The sequence below is a fragment of the Streptomyces xylophagus genome (genome assembly GCF_000716435.1).
GTDB lineage: Bacteria > Actinomycetota > Actinomycetes > Streptomycetales > Streptomycetaceae > Streptomyces > Streptomyces xylophagus.
In genome coordinates this window covers 241,778-262,197 of sequence record NZ_JNWO01000002.1, presented here as the reverse complement: position 1 = coordinate 262,197, position 20,420 = coordinate 241,778, and the positions used below count along the sequence as shown (strand labels likewise).

The window sequence follows — 20,420 nt, the reverse complement described above, 5'->3', positions numbered from 1 at the left end:
AAGTAGTCCCACCCACGAAGAAGTGGAAGCACCTCCATGCGCAGAACCACCGGCCGCCTGCTGCGCGGCCTCGCCCTCCTCTCCGTCCTCTCCCTGGGGGCGACGGCGTGCGGCAGCTCGGGCGACGACAGCTCCAGCACCAAGGCGGTCTCGGCCTCGGACATCCAGGCGGCCCTGAAGAAGGGCGGCTCGGTCACGGTCTGGGCCTGGGAGCCCACGCTGAAGAAGGTCGCGGCCGACTTCGAGAAGAAGTACCCCAAGGTCAAGATCAACCTGGTCAGCGACAAGTCCGGTGACAAGTACTACACCGCGCTGTCGAACGCGATCGCGGCCGGCAAGGGCGTCCCGGACGTCTCCCAGGTCGAGTACTTCGCGCTGAGCCAGTACTCCCTCACCAAGGGCCTGACCGACCTGGCCCCCTACGGCGCCGACAAGCTGGCCTCCAAGTACACGGCCGGTCCGTGGAACGCGGTGAGCGACGGCGACAAGGTCTACGGCCTGCCGATGGACTCGGGACCGATGGCGATGTTCTACAACAAGAAGGTCTTCGACAAGTACAAGATCGCCGTCCCGACCACCTGGGACGAGTACGTCGTCGCGGCCCGCAAGCTGCACAAGGCCGACCCCAAGGCGTACATCGCCAACGACGCCGGTGACGCCGGCTTCACCACCAGCATGCTGTGGCAGGCCGGTTCGCGCCCCTACAAGGTCGACGGCACCAAGGTGACGGTCAACTTCGAGGACGCGGGCGCCAAGAAGTACACGGAGACCTGGCAGAAGCTCCTCGACGAGAAGCTCGTCTCGCCCATCAACGGCTGGACCGACGAGTGGTACAAGGGCCTCGGTGACGGCACCATCGCCACCCTGACCACCGGTGCCTGGATGCCCGCCAACTTCGTCAGCGGTGTCGCCGGTGCCTCCGGTGACTGGCGTGCGGCCCCGATGCCGCAGTGGACCGCGGGTGCCAAGGCCAGCGCGGAGAACGGCGGTTCATCCCTCGCCCTGCCGACGCTGGGCAAGAACAAGGAACTCGCCTACGCGTTCGTCGAGTACGCCAACGCCGGCGCCGGTGTCCAGACCCGTGTCGACCAGGGCGCCTTCCCGGCGACCAAGGCCGAGCAGCAGTCCGCGGCGTTCCAGGACAAGGCGTTCCCGTACTTCGGCGGCCAGCAGGCCAACAAGATCTTCGCCGAGTCCGCGTCCGAGGTCGCTTCCGACTGGTCGTACCTGCCCTTCCAGCAGTACGCCAACTCGATCTTCAACGACACCGTCGGCAAGGCCTACATCTCGGGCACCACGCTGGCCCAGGGTCTGAAGAGCTGGCAGGACGCCTCCGTCAAGTACGGCAACGAGCAGGGCTTCACGGTCAACAAGTGACCCGCTCGAAGTGACCGGCTCGAAGAAGTGACCGGCACGAAGAAGTAACGGCACCTCCTCGGGAGCCGCCGCCGAGCAGCAGTCGGCTCGGCGGCGGCCGCCCGGAATCCACCACGTATCGCGTACCGCCTGTGCAGTAACCGGAAGGACCATCATGATCTCCACCCTCCTGTCCCAGTTGCGGCACGGGCCGGACGGTGAGCCCACCACCCCCCGCCTCGCCTACGGCGCCGACTACAACCCGGAGCAGTGGCCTCGCGAGGTGTGGGACGAGGACATCCGGCTGATGCGCGAGGCCGGCGTCAACATCGTCTCCGTGGGGATCTTCTCCTGGGCCCGCATCCAACCCGCCCGGGACACATGGGACTTCGGCTGGCTCGACGAGGTCATGGACCTGCTGCACGCAGGCGGCATCGGCGTCGACCTGGCCACCGCGACCGCGTCCCCGCCGCCGTGGCTGAGCACGGAGCACCCAGAGATCCTCCCGGTGACCGCAGCCGGCGAGACCTTGTGGCCGGGCGGCCGCCAGCACTGGCGCCCCACCTCGCCCGTCTTCCGTGAGCACGCGCTGCGCCTGGTACGGAAGTTGGCAGAGCGGTACGCGAACCACCCCGCGCTGGTGGCCTGGCACGTCTCGAACGAGCTGGGCTGCCACAACGTCTACGACTACTCCGACGACGCGGCCCGCGCCTTCCGCGAGTGGCTGCGCGCCCGCTACACCACGATCGACACGCTCAACCAGGCCTGGGGCACGGCCTTCTGGTCCCAGCGGTACAGCGACTGGGAGCAGATACTGCCGCCCCGGCTGGCCGCCTCCTTCCCGAACCCCACCCAGCAACTCGACTTCAAGCGCTTCTCCTCCGACGCCCTCAAGGACCATCTCCGCGCGGAGCGCGACCTGTTGCGCGAGATCACGCCGGACGTGCCCATCACCACCAACTTCATGGTGATGGGCAACACCAAGGGCATGAACTACGCCGACTGGGCCGCCGAGATCGACTTCGTCTCCAACGACCACTACGTCACGCCCGGTTCGCAGGACCGCGACGAGCTGTCCTTCTCCGCGAACCTCGTCAGCGGCATCTCCGCCGGCAAGCCGTGGTTCCTGATGGAGCACTCCACCAGCGCGGTCAACTGGCAGCCCGTCAACGTGGCCAAGCGCCCCGGCGACCTGGCCCGCGACTCCCTGCTGCACGTCGCGCACGGCGCCGACGCCGTCTGCTACTTCCAGTGGCGCCAGTCGGCCGCCGGCGCCGAGAAGTACCACTCCGCGATGGTGCCGCACGCCGGTGCCGAGAGCGAGGTCTTCCGCGCGGTGACCGAACTCGGCCGCACGCTGCGGACGTTGGCCCCGGTCGCCGGGACGGACCGTGAGACGGCCCGGGTCGGCATCGTCTTCGACTGGGAGTCCTGGTGGGCGAGCGAGCAGGACTCGCACCCCACCGACCGGCTCGACTACCGGCAGGAAGCCCTCGACTGGTACTCCGCGCTCCTCGACCTCGGCGTACGGTCCGACATCGTCACCGCGCAGACCGCCCTGGACCGCTACGACGTGGTGATCACGCCGGTGCTGCACATGATCCCGGCGGCCCTGTCCAAGGAGCTCACGCGCTACGTCGAGCAGGGCGGCCACCTGGTCTCCACGTACTTCTCCGGTGTCGTCGACGAGAACGACCACATCTGGCTCGGCGGCTACCCGGGCGCCCTGCGGGACCTGTTGGGCATCCGCATCGAGGAGTTCGGCCCGCTGCTCGACGGCGACACGGTCGAGCTGGACCTCGACGGCGCGGCCACGGGCTCCCTGTGGACCGACCGGATCACGGTGACCGACCCCGAAGTCGAGGTGCTGGCCCACTACCGCAGCGGTGCGTACACCGGCCGCCCCGCCGTCACCCGCCGTACGGTGGGCGGGGGTTCGGCCGCGTACGTCTCCACGCGACTGGGCCGCGACGGACTCGCGGGCCTGCTCCCCGAGTTGCTCGCGCCCGCCGGTGTCGGCAGTGAACTCCCCGACGCCGTAAGGGGAGATGTCGAACTGACCGTTCGCCGGAGCGCCGACAGCCGCTACCTGTTCCTGGTCAACCGCACCGACAAGGCAGTGCCGTTGACCGGACTGTCCGGGGACCTTCTGGTCGGCAGCGCGGGCGAGGACGGTTTCCCCGTGCTCTCCCCGAGGGAGGTCGCCGTAGTACGGCAGCCTGTCAGGTGAGTTCGAGCAGCCCGCGGCGGACGGCCTCCGACACGGCCGCCGCCCGGTTGTCGACCTTGAACTTGCGGTAGATCCGCACGAGATGGGTCTTGATCGTGGCCTCGCTGAGGAACAACGCCTCGGCGATGGCCCGGTTGCTGCGCCCTTCGGCCATCAGCCGGACGACCTCGACCTCGCGCCGGGTCAACTCCTGCGCGGGATCGACCACTTGGCCGACGAGTTCACCGACGATTTCCGCCGCCAGCCCGACCGAGCCGGCGGCGGCCGTACGGACCGCCTGGAAGAGTTCCTCCGGCGGCCCCGCCTTCAGCACATAGCCGCGGGCGCCCGCCTCCAACGCCCGTACGACATCGGCTCGTCCGGCATAGCTGGTCAGCATCACCACCGCCACGCCCGGCGCGCGTGCGGCGAGCCTTCGGACGGCCTCTACGCCGTCGATCCCGCTCCCCGGCCCGGCAAAGCGCAGGTCCATCAGCGTGACGTCGGGCGTCAACTGGGCTGCCAGGCTGACGGCTTCCTCACCGCTGCCGGCCTCGGCGACCACGTCGATGTCCGGTTCGCCGTCGAGCAGGGCGCGCAGCCCGGCCCGCACGACGGCGTGATCGTCCGCGACGAGGAGGCGGAGCGGTCCGGCGGTCATGAGGCGGTCGCTGCGGTGAGGGGTACCACCGGCTGGGTCCGGGACCGGGCGGACACCGTGGCGCGGACCCTGGTCCCCCGCCCCGGCACGCTGCTCACGTCGAGGTCTCCCCCGCACTCACGCAGTCGCGCCCTGGCCGCGGGCAGCCCGAATCCGCGGTCCGCGCGGGCACCGGCCGCGAAGGCGGCGGCCGGGTCGAAGCCCAGCCCGTCGTCGGTCACTTCGAGTTCCACCCGGTCGCGGTGCCGCCGGAAGGTGACCGACACGCTTCCCGCGCGGGCGTGTTCGCGTACGTTCGCCAGTGTGCTCTGGGCGACGCGGAAGAGGGTGGTGGCCGTGTGGTCGTCGAGTACCGGCTGATGTGAGCCCACCGTGCGGAACCGGACGCTGGATCCGGCGCCTTCGGCCCGCGATCGGGCGCACAGCAGACGCAGTGCGTCCTCCAGGCCCACCTCGGCGACGGCGGCCGGGGTGAGATCGCGGATGATCCGCCGGGTCTCCGTCAGATTCGCGCCGAGCCCGTCGGCCACGGCCCGGACCCGGGTGCGTGCCACGTCCGGCCGGTCGTCCCAGTCGCGCTCGGCCACCTGCAGCATCATGACGCTGCCGGCCAGTTCCTGGGCCAGGGTGTCGTGCAGGTCGCGGGCGATACGGGTGCGCTCCGCGAGCACGCCTGCCTGACGCTGTTGCTTCGCGAGGGTGTCCCGGGTGTCCCGCAGCTCCTCCACCAGCCGCTGGCGGACGGACGCGTCCCGCTGCTGGGTCCGGTAGAGGGCGACGGTCGCCCACACGGCCGCGACGGGGACCAGCGCCACCTCGGGGTCGAACCGGCCCGTGGACCGGACCAGCGACCCGACGAGTACGACGGTGATCACGGCCACCGTCACCACGGCGGCTCGGCGGCCGAGCACCCGCAGGGCGGCACAGGCGAGCGGAACGGCGCACCACACGTAGGCAGTCGTCAGCGGTGTCTGGGTGAGGAAGGTCAGAACGGTCCACAGCAGAACCAGTACGGGGACCCACGCGCGCCTGCCGAGCGACCCGAGCCGGTCCCACCACGTCAGCCCGCCCGCGTACACCACTGCCAGTGCTCCGCTGAGGCTCACGATGTACCAGCACAACGGGTCGTCGATCAGGGCGAGTCGGACCAGACCCGCCCCGACGACGAGGAACAACGCGAGATGGGAGACGTGGTCCAGGGTGTGCCGACTGCCGCGAGCGGTCAGCGGAGCGCGAGCGGACACGGCAGATCCCCTTGGGACGAAAGATCCGGACAGGGCTCCCGAGTCTATCGACCACCTGTATGACCCGTGTGAACAGTGGGGTCCGTCACGCCCCCGGGTGCAGCCCCAGCCAGCCCGGCGAGGGATCGCCCTTCACCTCGCCGAAGTAGAGGGCGAAGGTCTGCTTCCAGCGCTCGACCGCCGCGCGGTCGGCCATGAAGCGGGGGAAGCCGTCGATGTTCGCGTTCGGGTACTCCCAGATCGGCTTCAGTCCCGCCGGGAGCGTGATGTCGGTGCGTACCGACCAACCGTTGAAGGACGCCTGCTGCTGTGCGGCGGACAGCTGCCAGTTGAGGTAGAGCTTGGCGGCCGTCGGGTTCTTGGCCTGCTTCAGGATCGCGGCGCGCTGGCCCCAGGCCATGAAGGGATCGCCGTCGGGGACGACCCACTTCACGGGAGAAGTGGAGACCAGCGTGCCCGACGAGGCGACGCCGATCGCCTTCTGCCCTGCGCGGACCGCGTCTCCCGGGGAGTTGCTGCCCCGGGCGAACCGCACGTCCTGCCCGGCGAGCGCGGCCACCCACTCCCAGCCGTACCGCTGCGCGTACAGCGTGTAGAGGTAGAGGGCCGCGTCGTCGTCGTGCGGGTACGACGAGGCGATCTTCCCCTTCCACTTCGGGTCGATCAGTTCGAGCGGGGACTTGGGAGCATCCGCACCGACCGCGTCGACTTCGTACAGGAAGCTGAAGGCGATCGCGGCGATGGCAACCCAGGCGCCCTGCGGGTCCTTGAACTTGTCGTAGACCTTCGAGAACCCGGCCGGCTTGTAGGGCAGCAGCCGGCCCTGCTCCTTCCAGCGCGTGAAGTCCTGCAGCGTCTGGAGCTGTACGACGTCGGGCACGAGGGTGTCGGTCGCGAACTGGTTGTCCACGCGTACGTCGTGGTACTTGCTGTAGTCGACGATCAGCGTCAGATCGATCTCGGGGAAACGCTTCCGAAAGGCGGCCTTGGTGGCGTCCTGTTGGGTCGGCGTGTCACCGCCGGCGTAGATCACGAGCTTGCCGCCGTCCGCGAGAGCGGCCCGGTACAGCTCGTCGAGCGTCCTGGTCTCCTCCCGCGAGGACCGGAGGGACGGGGCAGCGGACGCGGTCGTGGCCGTCGCACCGAGCACGCTCATTCCGAGGGCGGCACCGGCTCCGCCGGCAAGTACACGTCGTCTGCTGAGGAAGCTGGACACGCTGGGGGACCTCTCTGATGGGGGTGAGGCCCATGGGCTGCGTGGGCGGAAGCCCGGCGCCATGGTCATTCGTGATTCTTCAGCCGCCCAGGGGGCGTTCGCGTCGTCCGTACGGAGCGAGGGGTGAGCGGGAGGTTGAAGTCCCGTTCAACCGATCGATTGAACGGCCTTCCGCCGCTCGCCTTCCGTCATGCGGGCGGCATCGCCCGCGCCGCGTCACTGACCTCTCGCATCTGATCGACAGTCAGGCGCCGCACATCCCAGAGCAGTTGGGCCACGTCGACCGCCACGGGGTTCGCCTGCAGGGTGCCATCGGGAAGGTCGACACCGGTGAGGACGGACAGGGTGTCGGCGGGGACGCCCAGGACGGTCGCGAAGTCGACGAGCAGGTCGGGGGTGAGTTCCTTGCGCCCGTTGCCCACCGCCCCATACGTGGACGCGGCCCAGTACCGGCCCGTCAGACAGAGAAACGTCCGGGCCATCCCCGTCCAGCTCAGATTCCGGTTACGGACCATGCGTACCAGCACACGACCAGGGCCCTGCGGAAACTGTTCATACACCGGCGGTATCCGAACCGGCTGCGTGCGGCTCTCCTGGGGCAACGAACGGACGAGTCGGCGCAACCGGTCTCTGTGCTCCGGTGGCAGGCCCACGGCATCCTGCACGAGGCCCGCGGCCAACCCTCCCGCTCTCTCGTCCAGGGGAGCCAGATCGTCCGGTACCACCACGTCCGCGATCACGAACAAGTCAGCGGCGTGCAGGTGCAACGCGGGCGCGAGCCTTCGAAGCACCGGCGAGTCGGGCACCGCTCCGTCGAACACCGCCCGGAGTTCGTGCTCCGGAATCCCCGCCGTCTTCGCCAGGTCGGCGACGTCCAGTTGCCGCCGGCTCGCCCACCGCGCCAGCAGCACGTCGAAGCCCGGGTATCCCGTCATCCCACCGCCGGGCGCAGCCCCGTCACCGTGACCGAGACGAGTCGTCGTACCGCCGCTTTGGAGGGCAGGACTCCCGCCGCGGCAAGGGCGTGGAGGCAGTAGGTCGCGAGTTCGTCCGGGGAGACGTCGTCGCGGATGTCGCCGGACTGCACGCCCTCGGCCAGGAGTTCGCGGAGGAAGCGATGGAGGTGTTGCTCGGCGCCGACGACATGTTCACCCTGGTGCAACAGCGCGCCGAGTTCGGGTCCGTGGCCGTGGCGTCGTTGCTGGATGAAGGCGTACGCCTCCAGTACCGCTCTCAGCCGCTCGCCCGCGCTGCCGGCGCCGTCCCGGAGTGCGGCGAGTTCGCGGAGATGCCCGGCGATCTGCTCCTCGTGCCAGGCCGTCATGATCGACTCGACGTCCGGGAAGTACTTGTACAACGTGGCCCGGCCGATCCCGCTCTCCTCGGCGATCTTCGACATCGTCACCGCACGCAGCCCACGCTCGGTCACCAGCACCGCCGTGGTCTCCAACACCGAGTCGCGTACGGCGCGACGGTGCTCCTCGATGGTCTCGTTCCAAAGCTTCGGCACCGCCTCAGCATACGTCCCGCCACTGTCGAGACAGTATGCATTGACAGCGACACAGTGTCTCGATAAAGCTGAAGGAGCCGTCACACACGAGTCCCTCACGCCCGACCGAACCGAGGACCCCATGCCCACCGCCGAAGCACAGATAGCCACCGAACGCCCCACCCGGTACCTCGTACAGCTCTGCAAGCACTTCGCCAACAAGGGCCACCACCTGACCCATCGCCCACGGACCCACACGCTCCCCGACCTTCGACCCGACCAGATCCAGGTCGAGTGGACGGACAGCGACGGGATGCTCCGCCTGCCCTGGGGGCAGTGCACCCTCCAGGCCACCCCCGGCACTCTGCGAGTGCACATCGAGGCCGAGGATCAGGAGAACCTGGGGCGGCTTCAGGATCTCGTCACCACGCACATCGGCAGGTTCAGCAGGCGCGATCCGTTGCGGGTGGAGTGGGAGCCGTCCGAGGCGATCGTCGACACGCCCGGCGGACAGCTCCGCCACGTCGACGGCACGACGGCCGGACCAGGTCCGCGGCCATCGCCGTTTCGCGCCGGCTAGTCCCAGACGCGACCAACGCCACCTCCCCTCCCCCGCCCCTGCCGCGACACATGCACTAAATACCCCCTGGGGGTATAGTCCTGCCAGACGCACACGGAGAGGGGCGGGTTCATGGAAGCGATCGGGCACGCATTGTCCATTGCCGGTTCGATGACCTGGGAGGTCACCTGGGCACTGATCCTCGGCTTCACGCTCTCCGCCGTCGTGCAGGCGGTGGTGCGCCGGTCGACGGTCGTACGGCTGCTCGGTGACGACAGGCCGCGGACGCTCGCTCTGGCCGCCGGGCTCGGCGCGGCCTCGTCCTCCTGTTCGTACGCGGCTGTCGCGCTCGCACGCTCCCTGTTCCGCAAGGGTGCGAACTTCACCGCGGCCATGGCCTTCGAAATCGCCTCCACCAACCTGGTCGTCGAACTCGGCGTGATCCTGGCCCTGTTGATGGGCTGGCAGTTCACCGCGGCCGAGTTCGTCGGTGGGCCGATCATGATCGTCGTCCTCGCGGTGCTGTTCCGCCTCTTCCTGCGTCAGCGCCTGCTGGACCGGGCGCAGGAGCAGGCCGAGCGCGGGCTGGCCGGTTCCATGGAGGGGCATGCGGCGATGGACATGTCGATCGGGGGCGAGGGGAGTTTCGTCCGACGGCTGTTCTCGCGGGACGGGTTCACGTCCGTCGCGCACATCTTCGTGATGGAGTGGGCCGCGATTCTGCGCGACCTGGTGGCCGGACTGTTGATCGCGGGCGCGATCGCCGCCTGGGTGCCGGACAGCTTCTGGCACACGTTCTTCCTCGCGGACCACCCTTTCGCCGCGAAGCTGGTCGGACCGCTCGTCGGGCCACTGGTGGCCATCGCCACCTTCGTCTGCTCGATCGGCAACGTGCCGCTCGCGGTGGTGCTGTGGAAGGGCGGCATCAGCTTCGGCGGAGTGATCGCCTTCATCTACGCCGACCTGCTGATCCTGCCGATCCTGAACATCTACCGGAAGTACTACGGCGCCCGGATGGCCGGCTTCCTGCTGGTCACCTTCTTCACCGCGATGGCCGTCGCCGGCTACATCGTCGAGTTCGCGTTCGGCGGGCTCGGGTTGATCCCCGACCAGGCCGACGCCAAGATCCCCGACGACGGGATCACCTGGAACTACACGACCTGGCTCAACATCGCCTTCCTGCTGCTGGCCGCGAGTCTGGTCGTACGGTTCCTGCGCAGCGGCGGCCCGGCCATGCTGCGGATGATGGGCGGTTCACCTGATCACGGCGAGCAGGAGCAGGAACACGAGCACCACCATCACCACTGACCGGAGGCGGCGCCTCCCGCCGAATTCCCGCGCCGTCCCGGTCAGTTCACTGTAAAGAACCTTGACAGACGATTGGTCTAGTCCAAATATGGTCGCTGTTCGCCCCGGTCTGGGGCGGCTTCTCTCCTTTCAGCATGGGAGCGTCAATGAGACGACCTGGGCCTCTTCGCGCGTCACTGTCCTGCGCGGCCGTAACCGCCTTGTCCACGGGGCTTGTTGCTCTCGGCGGGGGTGACGCGAGCGCTGATCATCGCGCGCAGCCCATGCCGGACCACGTGGCGGCGCCGTACTTCGAGGCGTGGACCGGCGAGAGTCCGGCCGCGCTCGCCGCCGAGTCCGGCAACAAGTACCTCACGATGGCCTTCCTGCAGACCGAGGCAGCCGGCTCGTGCACGGCGTACTGGAACGGCCTGCCCGCCCAGCCGATCGCCAAGTCCACCTTCGGCAAGGACATCGCCACCATCCAGGCGCGCGGCGGCAACGTCATCCCGTCCTTCGGCGGCTACAGCGCGGACACCACCAACACCGAACTGGCCGACAGCTGCACCGATGTCGACGCCATCGCGAAGGTCTACGAGAGCCTGGTCACGACCTACGGCGTGAGCCGGATCGACCTCGACATCGAGGCCGACTCCATCAACAACACCGCCGGTATCGACCGCCGCAACAAGGCGATCGCCAAGGTGCAGCGCTGGGCCGAACGCACCGGCCGCAGCGTGGAGTTCTCCTACACGCTGCCGACCACCACCACCGGTCTCGCGCCCAACGGCGTGGCCCTGCTGCAGAACGCGGTCGACAACGGCGCGCGCGTCGACGTCGTCAACATCATGACGTTCGACTACTACGACGGCGCCGCGCACGACATGGCGGAGGACACCAAGACCGCCGCGACCGGCCTGCACGCCCAACTCGCCGCGCTCTACCCGAAGAAGAACCCGGCCAAGCTGTGGAAGAAGATCGGCGTCACCGAGATGCCCGGCATCGACGACTTCGGCCCGGCGGAGACCTTCACCACCGAGAACGCCGTCACGGTGAAGAAGTGGGCCGTCGCCCGGGGCATCAACACGCTCTCCTTCTGGGCGCTCCAGCGCGACAACGGCGGCTGTGTGGGCACCGGCGGCGCCAACAACTGCTCCGGCATCGCCCAGGACACCTGGTACTTCAGCCACACCTTCAAGTCGTTCACCCGGAGGTGACGGAGATCATCCGGAGGTGACGGGAAGGGTCAACTCCCAGGTGTCGACGCCGAAGTCGAGGGTCATGCCGTGCCGCTCGTACAGCGCGAGGGCGTTGCTGGTGTTGTCGGTATCCACGCCCAGGCCGATCCGGTCGCGGCCGAGTGCCGCGTAGTGGCCGAAGCCGTACCGCAGGAGGTGGCTGCCCAGGCCCCTCCCGCGGGCCTGGCGCAGGACGGCGAGGTTGCCGATCCAGGCCATGGAGGCGCGGTCGTTGTGGCTGCGCACCATCGCGACGTCCCCGAGGCCGTCGACGTGGGCGATCCAGATCAGTGACCAGTCGACCCGCTCGGCGTCGATGTCGTCCAGCCACTGTGCGTATGTGCGGTACTGGAAGTCGAAGTGCTCCGTCATGGCTTCCTGGAGCAGCGCGTGGGCGCGTCGGCGGTCCGGTTCCGTCAGGCAGGGGCGCACCGTCACGCCGGGCGGGGTGGTCGGCAACGAGTCGACCGTGGGCGATAGTTGACGGGCCATCACGTTGTAGCGGCGGACCGGGCGCCAGCCTCGGTTCCGCAACGCGTTCAGGTCCATGGTGGGGGCGAGGGTGAGGTGCAGGTGGACCACCGCTCGGGTTGCACCGTTGGCGGCGGCCCGTTCGGCGGCGCGGGCCTCCATCAAGGCGAACAGGTGAAGAGCGCCCGGTAGTTGGCCCGGCAGGATGTAGTGATCGATGTCGATCCGCTCGCCGCCCGAGTCGTCCCACAGCAGGCCGTATCCGACGAGGCGAGCGCCCTCGAAGAGCAGCCAGGAGTCGCGCTCCAGGTCCACCTCGGGGTGCTTCAAGTCCGCCTGGATCTCGGCCAGTTCGGTGTCCGCGCGGCCGATCTCCAGGAGGTCGATCTCGTTCAGCAGGGCGCACACCGCCGACGCGTCGTCCGGGGTCGCCGGACGGACGCTCAGGCCGGGCGGCGCAGAGGTGGGGGCGGTCATGGACCCACTGTCGGGTGACGGCCCCCGGCCTGCAACGGAGTTTCCGCGCCCCCGTGCGTTCAGTCCGCCATCAACTCGCGCACCAGCGGCGCCACCTTCGTGCCATACAGCTCGATGTTGGTCATGAGGGTGTCGTGGGGCATTCCGGTGATCCCGTACTTCAGGTTGAAGCGGGTCGCGTCGAGGGTCTTGAGGGTGTCCGCGATCTTTCGGGCCACGGTCTCCGGTGATCCGACGTGCAGGGCGCCGCCGGGGCCGACGTCCTGCATGAGGCTCTCGCGGGTCGGGGTGCGGAAACCGCGTTGCCGCGCCACGCTGCGGATCAGCTCCTGGAAGGCCGGCACGAACTCCTCCACCGCCTGTTCATCGGTGGCGGCGACATGGCCGGGCGCGTGGACGCCGATGGGCCGGGCGGGGTGACCGAACTCCGCGAGCGCCCGGCGGTACAGCTGGGAGAACGGGGCGAAGCGGGCCACGTCCCCGCCAATGATCGCCAGCATCAGGGAGAACCCGTACTGGGCGGTGCGGATCACCGACTGCGGGCTGCCGCCGACGCCGATCCAGGTGGGGATCGAACCCGTCTCGCTGTGCGGGTAGACGGAGAGACCGTCGAGGGCGGGACGGGTGTTGCCGGACCAGGTGACGGGCTTCTCCTTGAGCAGTTCGGCGAAAAGGGCGACCTTCTCCTCGAACAGCTCCTCGTAGTCGTTCAGGTCGTAGCCGAAGAGAGGGAAGGACTCGGTGCTCGACCCTCTGCCGAGGATCACTTCGGCGCGGCCTTCGGAGACGGCGTCGAGGGTGGCGTAGCGCTGGAAGACCCGGACGGGGTCGTCGGAGCTGATCACTGTCACGGCCGAGCTGAGGTGGATGCGCTCGGTGCGCGCGGCGATGGCCGCGAGGACGACGTCGGCGGCCGACAGCGGCATCGCCTCGGTGTGGTGCTCTCCGATGCCGAAGTGGTCGACGCCGACCTGGTCGGCGAGGACGCCCTCCTCGACGAGGCGGCGGATGGCCTGGCCGTGCGTCAGCGGCGCGCCTTCGGCGTCGTTCGTGACGTCACCGAAGGTGTCCAGGCCAAGTGTGATGCCGAAGGTGTCGGTCGGGGTGGTCATCTCGTACTCCTTGGGTCTGCTCGGTGGGTCAGGTGGCTATACGGCGCATCACGCCGAGGAGCCGGGTCAGGTCGGCCGCGTCGACGTGGTCGAGGACATGGCGCCGGACGCTGGAGAGGTGGGCGGGCCATGCCTCCTGGAGGCGGGCGAGGCCCTGGTCGGTGAGGACGGCGTTCCAGCCGCGGGCGTCCTCGGCGCACCGCGCCCGTGCGACCAGCCCCTGGGTCTCCAGGCGGGTGACGATGCGGGTCATGCCGCTCAGCGAGAGGTTGCAGACGGAGGCCAGCTCGCTCATGCGCATCCGCCGGTCCGTGGCCTCGGACAGGTGCATGAGGGTCGTGTACTCCGAGAGCGGCAGGCGCTGTTCCCGCATCATGTCGGCGTCGACCACCCGGGGCAGCACGAGCATCACCCGGGCGAGTTCGCGCACCAGTTCTTCCTCGCGCGGACTCATGGGTCGCAGTGGCTGCTCGGGCGTGGTCATGCCACCAGTTTACTTGATTGACGAAACAAGGAAGTGGGCCGACCGGTGGGCAGCACGGACCTCCCGCGCTCACCCGATGGGCGAGGCGTCTCCCGTCGTATCCGCATGGTCGTGATAGCGCAGCAGAAGCATCGCCGCGTCGTCATGCAGGGGGCCGGCCGTGTGGCGGACCAGGTCCTCGCGCAGGGAGTCGAGCGCGCTCTGCGCGTCGGGCTCCTTCAGGAGGTGGGCGCGCTCGCCGAGCGGATAGAAGGTGCCGTGGTCGTCGCGGGCCTCGGTGACGCCGTCGGTGTACAGCAGCAGTTGCTCGCCCGGTGCGAAGCACACGGAGAACGGCTTCGGGCTCTCGCTGCCCTGTGCGCCGCCCAGGCCGAGCGGCGCGGCGTAGGAGGGCGGTGCCGGGAAGTCGGCGGCGCCGTTGCGGCGTACGACCATCGGGGGCGGGTGGCCGTAGTTGAGGAAGAGGACCTCGTGGTCCGTGCCGATCTCGGCGAGGACGGCGGTCACGAACTTCTCGTCGGACAGGACGCGGGAGACGCTGCGCTCCAGGCGCTCACCCAGTCCCACCAGGTCGGGTTCGTCGTGCGCGGCCTCCCGGAACGCGCCGAGCACCACGGCGGCCGTCTCGACGGCGGCGAGCCCCTTGCCCTGCACATCGCCGACGATCACCCGCACGCCGTGCGGGGAGGCGACCACCTCGTAGAGGTCACCGCCGATACGGGCCTCCGCGACGGCCGAGGTGTACGACACCGCCGCCTGGAGAGGGCCGGCGGTCAGGGGAACGGGCCGCAGCAGGACGCGCTGCGCCACCTCCGCGATGGACCGCACACTGGCGAGTTCGGCCTCGCGGTGTCCGCGCATCACGGCGGCAGCGATGCCGGCGGCGGTCACGCCCACCACCGACACCATCGCGAGGAAGCCTCTGCGTTCCTGGAACAGGCCGTCGTACAGGCCGAGTCCGACGCACAGCGCGAGCGCGGCGGCGCCGAACCACGCCGTACGGCGCCAGCCGCCGACCAGTCCGGCGAAGGCCGGGCCGAGGGAGGCCAGCGGCAGGAAGCCGAGTCCGGGGCCGGTGAGGATGTCCCCGACCGCGACCACCGCCATCACCGCGGCGGGCAGCCAGGTCAGCACGGAGAGACTGCGCTGCGGCTTCGCTGCGGCCATGGTCCACTCCAAGTGCGCCGGCGGCTTCCGGGAGCCACCTTCCGCAGGGGCCCCTCCCCCACCTTTGGACATCGCAAGGCTGCCAGGCAATCCCCGTGGCGTGCCCGGCGCTTTACCCAATTGAGGCCGAGAACGGACATTTCCTGATCGACGACAACCGTGTCGCATCGCCTGGTTGCCGATCACGGACTGCGGGCAAGTGAACTGTGTAGGACCGGCCGCGCAAGACCTGCGACGGCCCCGGTGCGGTCGCGCCGCGGGGATACCGGGTTGTCCTAGGAGGGGAAGTGATTCGCCATGCGTGCGCATCGGCGTACCCATAGGCGTTCTGTACGCGTGGAGTACCTGCTGCCCGACGAGGCGGCGTCGGCGGGTCAGGCGCGAAGGCTGACCTCGGAGTTCCTCGCCCGCTCCCGTCATCGGATGGCGCGGGTGGACGCGGAGCAGATCGAGGACGCGACGCTCATCGTGTCCGAACTGGTCGCCAATGCGACCGAGCACGGTCGCGGCGAGTGCCGACTGCGCCTCCAACTGTCCGACGAGCGGGTCACGGTCGAGGTCTACGACGACAACCCGACCCCGCCCCGCGTACGGCCGTTGACCGCCGAGGGCGAGAGCGGGCGCGGTCTGGCCATGGTGCGCTGCCTGGCCCACCGGCTCGACGTCACCCCGCTGACCGGGGGCGGCAAGCGGGTGCGGGCGATCCTGGCCATCTGACCCGGCGCGCCGGGTCCGACGGACTTAACAGCAAGGCAACGCGGGCGTACTGCCGAGCGAAACGTGGCCGCGCGATTTTTTGCTCTACGGACGTAGAGAAAAAGATCCCCGGAGGCTCGTATGGCTGCCGCTCGTCATCCCCTCGACCCGCTCGCCCCGGAAGAGATCACCGTCGCCCGCGAGTTGCTCGCGGCGGCCGGACTGGTCACGGAGACCACTCGCTTCGCCTATCTCGGGCTCCTGGACCCGCCCAAGAACACCCCCGCGCAGGACGATCGCCGGCTGCGTGTCCTGCTGCTCGACGTCTCCGGCGGCCCCTCCCGTGACGCGACGGTCTCGCTGACCGAGGCGCGGGTCGACTCGCACCGGCTGATCGACGCCGCGACGGAGGGACAACTCCCGGTTCTGGACGCGGAGTTCGCGCTCGTCGAGGAGATCCTCGCCAAGGACGGGCGCTGGCTGGACGCCCTGGCCGCGCGGGGCCTGGACGTCGACTCGGTGCGGGTCGCCCCGCTGTCCGCGGGCGTGTACGACGCCGAGTACCCGCAGGAGCGGGGCCGCCGCATCCTGCGCGGGCTGGCCTTCGTACAGGAGCACCCGAAGGACCACGCGTGGGCGCATCCCGTCGACGGACTCGTCGCCTACGTGGACGTCCTCAACCGGACCGTGGACCAGGTGATCGACCTCGGCCCGGTACCGGTACCCGCGGAGTCGGGAAACTTCGACGACCCGGCCGTCACCGGCCCGCCGCGCACCACCCTGAAGCCCATCGAGATCACCCAGCCGCAGGGCCCCAGCTTCGCCCTCGAAGGCAATGCACTGACCTGGGAGAACTGGTCGCTGCGCATCGGCTTCGACGCCCGCGAGGGCCTGATCCTCCATCAACTCGCTTTCGCCGGGCGCCCGGTGATCCATCGCGCGTCGATCGCCGAGATGGTCGTCCCGTACGCCGACCCCGCCCCCGTCCGGTCCTGGCAGAACTACTTCGACACCGGCGAGTACCTCATCGGCCGCTACGCCAACGCGCTCCAGCTCGGCTGCGACTGCCTCGGTGACATCACCTACCTGGACGCGGTGATCGCCGACGAGACCGGCGCACCGCAGACCCTCACCAACGCCGTCTGTCTGCACGAGGAGGACTACGGCATCCTCTGGAAGCACACCGACCTCTGGACCGGCTCGGCCGAGACCCGGCGGCAACGGCGCATGGTGCTCTCCTTCTTCACCACGGTCGGCAACTACGACTACGGCTTCTACTGGTACCTGTACCTCGACGGCACGATCGAGTTCGAGGCCAAGGCCACCGGCGTCGTCTTCACCTCCGCCCACCCCGGCGGCGACTACCCGTACGCCACCGAACTCGCCCCCGGTCTCGGCGCCCCCTACCACCAACACCTGTTCAGCGCGCGGCTGGACATGGCGGTGGACGGACCCGTGAACCGTGTCGAGGAGGTCGAGACGGTCCGGGTGCCGATGGGCCCCGACAACCCGCGCGGCAACGCATTCGCCCTCCAGCGCACCCCGTTGACGCGAGAGAGCGAGGCGCAGCGAATGGCCGACGCGAGCGTGGACCGCGTGTGGCACATCTCCAACCCCGATTCGCTCAACCGGCTCGGCCGCCCGGTCGCCTACGCCCTGCACCCGGAGGGCAAGCCGGCCCTGCTCGCCGATCCTGAGTCCTCGGTGGCGGCCCGCGCGGCCTTCGCCACCAAGCACCTCTGGGTCACCGCCTACGACCCGGCCGAGCGCTATCCGGCCGGCGACTTCGTCAACCAGCATCCCGGCGGAGCGGGGCTGCCCGCGTACGCCGCCGCCGACCGGGACCTCGACGGGCAGGACCTCGTCGTCTGGCACACCTTCGGCCTGACCCACGCACCGCGCCCGGAGGACTGGCCGATCATGCCGGTCGACACCACGGGCTTCACACTCAAGCCGGTCGGCTTCTTCGACCGCAACCCCACCCTCGACGTACCGCCGAGCGCCTCCGCCCACGCTGCCTGCGGCACGGGCTCAGGTAGTTGCCATGTCTGAACAGACCATCAGCAACAGCTCAGTTGACACACCGTCAAAACTCCGTGGCTCCATCGGAGTCGGCGGGATCGTCTTCATGGTCGTCGCGGCAGCCGCGCCGCTCACCGCCATCGGTGGCGCCCTGCCGGTGATGCTGGCCATCGGCAACGGCCCCGGCGTACCGGCCGCTTACCTCCTGGTCGCAGTCGTCCTGCTGCTGTTCAGCGTCGGCTACGCGGCGATGAGCCGCCATGTCGTCGACACCGGCGCCTTCTACTCGTACGTCACCGCCGGACTCGGCCGGATCACCGGCACCGGAGCGGCAGGCCTGGCACTGCTCACGTACAGCGCGATCCAGGCCGGGATCTACGGCCTGGCCGGTGTCACCCTGCAGGGGCTGGTCGTGAAGTACGGCGGCCCGGACCTGCCTTGGTGGCTGTGGGCCGGCGTGCTGTGGGGGCTGGTCGCAGTGCTGGGCTACCGCAACATCGAGGTCGACACCAAGGTGCTGTCGGTGCTGCTGATCCTGGAGGTCGGCATCGTCACGGTGATGACGGTGGCGATCCTGGCCCAAGGAGGCGCGCACGGCATCGACTTCGAGTCCTTCACGCCCGGTGCGTTCACCACGGGGTCGGCGGGCATCGGGGTGATGTTCGCGGTCGCCTCCTTCGTCGGCTTCGAGGCGACCGCCATCTACAGCGAGGAGGCGCGGGACCCCAAGCGCAGTGTGCCCAGGGCGACTTACCTCGCGGTCATCGCCATCGGCGGCTTCTACGCGCTGTCCAGTTGGGCGGTCGTGCTGGCCGTCGGCACGGACGAGGTACAGGGCGCGGCCGCCAAGGACACGACCGGGCTGGTCTTCACCGTGGCCGGGCAGTACGTCGGCCCGGCCGCCTCCGACACGATGGAAGTCCTGTTGCTCACCAGCCTGTTCGCGGCGCTGCTCGCCTTCCACAACGCGATCTCCCGCTATCTGTTCTCCCTCGGCCGCCAGGGCGACGCCCCCGCCGTGCTGGGCCGCAGTCACGTCAAGCACGGCTCGCCGCACGCTGGTTCGCTGGTGCAGAGCGTGTCGGCGGCCGTGGTGGTGGGGGCGTTCGTCCTCGCCGGGTCCGATCCGGTGCTGGAGCTGTTCACCTGGATGAGCGGTCTGGCCACGCTCGGCGTGCTGGTGCTGATGATCCTCGTCGGGGTCGCGATCATCGCCTTCTTCGCCCGCACGGAGGCGGACACCCGGCTGTGGCACACCCGGCTCGCGCCGGCGCTCGGCGCGCTCGGGCTGTGCGGGATCACGTTCATGGTGCTGGCCAACTTCACCACCCTCATCGGTGGTTCGACCGGGCTCACGCGGCTCTTCGAGGGGATCGTCGTGCTGTGCTTCGCGGCAGGGGCGGTCTCGGCCACCGTCCGGCGCCGTCGCGATGTATGACGTTCTCCCGGCCGCCGTCGCGCTGACGGGCTCCGGTCTGTGCCTCGCGGGGCATGTGCCGGGGCCCGTACGGCGCTGGGGGCCGCACGCCGTCGTGGTCGCCGTGACGCTGGTGATGGTGGTGGGGAGTCCGGGACCGTACCCGCTGCTTGCGGGCGCCGCCGTGACAGCTGGCATGTGTCTGTTCGCCCGTGGACCGGTCGCCGCCGACCTCGCCGTGATGGCCCTGATCACGGCGGCCATGGCCCGCCTTCCGCAGGGGCACCATGACCACCACACCGACGGTCACGGGTTGTTCGCGCTGGCGGTGGTGCTGTGGGTGCTGGCGCGGGCGAGTGCCTTCATGCACCGGGCGCTGCGTCCCGGTCCGCTGCACGCCGGTCCGCTGGGCGGGATCGGCGGGATCGGCGAGATCGGCGAGATCGGCGGGGCGATGATGGCCCTGGGCATGGCCGCCATGCTGGCCTGAGCGTGTCGAACCGGCGCCGGAGCTGCTGGATTAGGGCCTGTCCGACGGATCAAGTCGCAGGAAAGCAACGGCGCCTGATCAGTGCCGGTGAGCGGGGCGTGGTGCGTGCAGCTGCAAGGCGGAGGAGGGAGTCGACGCGGAGCGTCGGCGACCGACGACAACGCCGCAGGTGGGCGTGCCACGCCCCGCGTCTGCGGCATGATCCGCCGGACAGGCCCTAAGGTCGGGGCATGCCCAAAATCGTCGATCATGACGCTCGGCGCCGCGAGATCATCGAGGCCGTATGGGCCCTGATCGCAAGACGCGGGCTCGACGCCGTCACCATGCGCGACCTCGCCGCCGAGGCCGGCTACGCCAACGGTGCGCTGGCCGGCTACTTCCGCAACAAGGACGAGATCCTTCTCGCCGCGTTCCAGCACGCCTTCGAGAGCACAAACGTCCGGGCCCGCGAGTCCATCGGCGACGCGACCGGCCTCGCCGCCCTGCGTCTGCTCTGCCTGGAGATCATGCCGCTCGACGACGTGCGCCTCATGGAGGCCCGGGTCGTCATCGCCTTCTGGGACCACGCCGTGCACGACACGCGCATGGCCGAGGTGCACGAGAGCGCCATAGCGTCCTGGCGCGAACAGATGCGCGCCTTTCTCCAACAGGGCCGCAGGCAGGGCGACATCGGCACGAGCACGCCCGACGACGAGATCGTCGACACCCTCCTCGCGGCTCTCATGGGCTTCCAGATCAACGCGGTCCTGCTGCCCCACACGACCACGCCCCGGCGCCAAGAGGCGGTACTCGACGGCCTGTTGAGACCGTTGCGGCCGTAGCCGC

General features: G+C 69.5%; 19 protein-coding genes. 10 read left to right on the top strand and 9 right to left on the bottom strand.

Annotated elements, in window-relative coordinates:
* The first annotated feature begins 36 nt into the window (after window positions 1–36).
* A complete protein-coding gene (locus OO70_RS04690; protein ID WP_043664406.1) occupies window positions 37–1,377 on the top strand; it encodes an ABC transporter substrate-binding protein in 1,341 nt (446 codons plus the stop codon).
* Window positions 1,378–1,531: 154 nt separating this feature from the next.
* Window positions 1,532–3,586: a beta-galactosidase gene (locus tag OO70_RS04685; RefSeq protein WP_043664404.1), complete on the top strand. Its 2,055-nt coding sequence runs from the start codon at window positions 1,532–1,534 to the stop codon at window positions 3,584–3,586.
* On the opposite strand, the gene OO70_RS04680 is transcribed toward OO70_RS04685, so the two are convergent.
* The 5 genes from OO70_RS04680 to OO70_RS04660 form a co-directional block, all read right to left on the bottom strand.
* Window positions 3,579–4,226: a response regulator gene (locus tag OO70_RS04680; RefSeq protein WP_043664403.1), complete on the bottom strand. Its 648-nt coding sequence runs from the start codon at window positions 4,224–4,226 to the stop codon at window positions 3,579–3,581. The genes OO70_RS04685 and OO70_RS04680 overlap by 8 nt on opposite strands.
* Window positions 4,223–5,470: a sensor histidine kinase gene (locus OO70_RS04675; RefSeq protein ID WP_043664401.1), complete on the bottom strand. Its 1,248-nt coding sequence runs from the start codon at window positions 5,468–5,470 to the stop codon at window positions 4,223–4,225. The genes OO70_RS04680 and OO70_RS04675 overlap by 4 nt, the downstream gene beginning before the upstream one ends.
* Window positions 5,471–5,555: 85 nt before the next feature.
* On the bottom strand, window positions 5,556–6,686 hold the full coding sequence (locus tag OO70_RS04670) for an ABC transporter substrate-binding protein (protein ID WP_043664400.1): 1,131 nt from the start codon (window positions 6,684–6,686) through the stop codon (window positions 5,556–5,558).
* Between the two features lie 188 nt (window positions 6,687–6,874).
* The gene (locus OO70_RS04665) at window positions 6,875–7,621 is read right to left on the bottom strand and encodes a hypothetical protein (protein ID WP_051740645.1); all 747 of its coding nucleotides are present in this window, start codon (window positions 7,619–7,621) and stop codon (window positions 6,875–6,877) included.
* Window positions 7,618–8,196, bottom strand: coding sequence for a TetR/AcrR family transcriptional regulator (locus OO70_RS04660; RefSeq protein WP_043664398.1), 579 nt, complete (start codon window positions 8,194–8,196; stop codon window positions 7,618–7,620). The genes OO70_RS04665 and OO70_RS04660 overlap by 4 nt, the downstream gene beginning before the upstream one ends.
* A gap of 121 nt (window positions 8,197–8,317) precedes the next feature.
* Between OO70_RS04660 and OO70_RS04655 the strand changes: the two genes are divergently transcribed.
* The 3 genes from OO70_RS04655 (at window position 8,318) to OO70_RS04645 (ending at window position 11,238) form a co-directional block, all read left to right on the top strand.
* Window positions 8,318–8,755, top strand: coding sequence for a DUF2218 domain-containing protein (locus OO70_RS04655; protein WP_078651244.1), 438 nt, complete (start codon window positions 8,318–8,320; stop codon window positions 8,753–8,755).
* 111 nt (window positions 8,756–8,866) lie between these two features.
* A complete protein-coding gene (locus tag OO70_RS04650; protein WP_043664395.1) occupies window positions 8,867–10,042 on the top strand; it encodes a permease in 1,176 nt (391 codons plus the stop codon).
* A 263-nt stretch (window positions 10,043–10,305) separates the two neighbouring features.
* Window positions 10,306–11,238 carry a chitinase gene (locus tag OO70_RS04645; protein WP_324604832.1) on the top strand — a complete coding sequence of 311 codons (933 nt, stop codon included), beginning with the start codon at window positions 10,306–10,308 and terminating at the stop codon, window positions 11,236–11,238.
* Between the two features lie 6 nt (window positions 11,239–11,244).
* On the opposite strand, the gene OO70_RS04640 is transcribed toward OO70_RS04645, so the two are convergent.
* The 4 genes from OO70_RS04640 to OO70_RS04625 form a co-directional block, all read right to left on the bottom strand.
* Window positions 11,245–12,207, bottom strand: a complete 963-nt coding sequence (locus OO70_RS04640) for a GNAT family N-acetyltransferase (RefSeq protein WP_043664390.1) — start codon at window positions 12,205–12,207, stop codon at window positions 11,245–11,247.
* 59 nt (window positions 12,208–12,266) lie between these two features.
* Window positions 12,267–13,319, bottom strand: coding sequence for an LLM class flavin-dependent oxidoreductase (locus OO70_RS04635; protein WP_043664388.1), 1,053 nt, complete (start codon window positions 13,317–13,319; stop codon window positions 12,267–12,269).
* A gap of 28 nt (window positions 13,320–13,347) precedes the next feature.
* Window positions 13,348–13,803 (bottom strand): MarR family winged helix-turn-helix transcriptional regulator, encoded by a 456-nt coding sequence (locus OO70_RS04630; RefSeq protein ID WP_043664386.1) that lies wholly within the window; start codon window positions 13,801–13,803, stop codon window positions 13,348–13,350.
* Window positions 13,804–13,872: 69 nt separating this feature from the next.
* The gene (locus OO70_RS04625) at window positions 13,873–14,970 is read right to left on the bottom strand and encodes a PP2C family protein-serine/threonine phosphatase (protein WP_043664384.1); all 1,098 of its coding nucleotides are present in this window, start codon (window positions 14,968–14,970) and stop codon (window positions 13,873–13,875) included.
* A gap of 336 nt (window positions 14,971–15,306) precedes the next feature.
* Here OO70_RS04625 and OO70_RS04620 point away from each other — a divergent pair, with 336 nt between their 5' ends.
* The 5 genes from OO70_RS04620 to OO70_RS04600 all read left to right on the top strand — a co-directional run bounded on the left by OO70_RS04620 (window position 15,307) and on the right by OO70_RS04600 (window position 20,416).
* Window positions 15,307–15,687: an ATP-binding protein gene (locus tag OO70_RS04620; protein ID WP_043664383.1), complete on the top strand. Its 381-nt coding sequence runs from the start codon at window positions 15,307–15,309 to the stop codon at window positions 15,685–15,687.
* 120 nt (window positions 15,688–15,807) lie between these two features.
* The gene (locus OO70_RS04615; RefSeq protein WP_043664382.1) at window positions 15,808–17,718 is read left to right on the top strand and encodes a primary-amine oxidase; all 1,911 of its coding nucleotides are present in this window, start codon (window positions 15,808–15,810) and stop codon (window positions 17,716–17,718) included.
* Window positions 17,711–19,126 (top strand): APC family permease, encoded by a 1,416-nt coding sequence (locus OO70_RS04610; RefSeq protein ID WP_043664380.1) that lies wholly within the window; start codon window positions 17,711–17,713, stop codon window positions 19,124–19,126. Before OO70_RS04615 ends, OO70_RS04610 begins: the two co-directional genes overlap by 8 nt.
* Window positions 19,119–19,595 (top strand): hypothetical protein, encoded by a 477-nt coding sequence (locus OO70_RS04605; protein WP_043664378.1) that lies wholly within the window; start codon window positions 19,119–19,121, stop codon window positions 19,593–19,595. The genes OO70_RS04610 and OO70_RS04605 overlap by 8 nt, the downstream gene beginning before the upstream one ends.
* Window positions 19,596–19,825: 230 nt before the next feature.
* Window positions 19,826–20,416: a TetR/AcrR family transcriptional regulator gene (locus OO70_RS04600; protein WP_043664376.1), complete on the top strand. Its 591-nt coding sequence runs from the start codon at window positions 19,826–19,828 to the stop codon at window positions 20,414–20,416.
* Window positions 20,417–20,420: the final 4 nt, after the last annotated feature.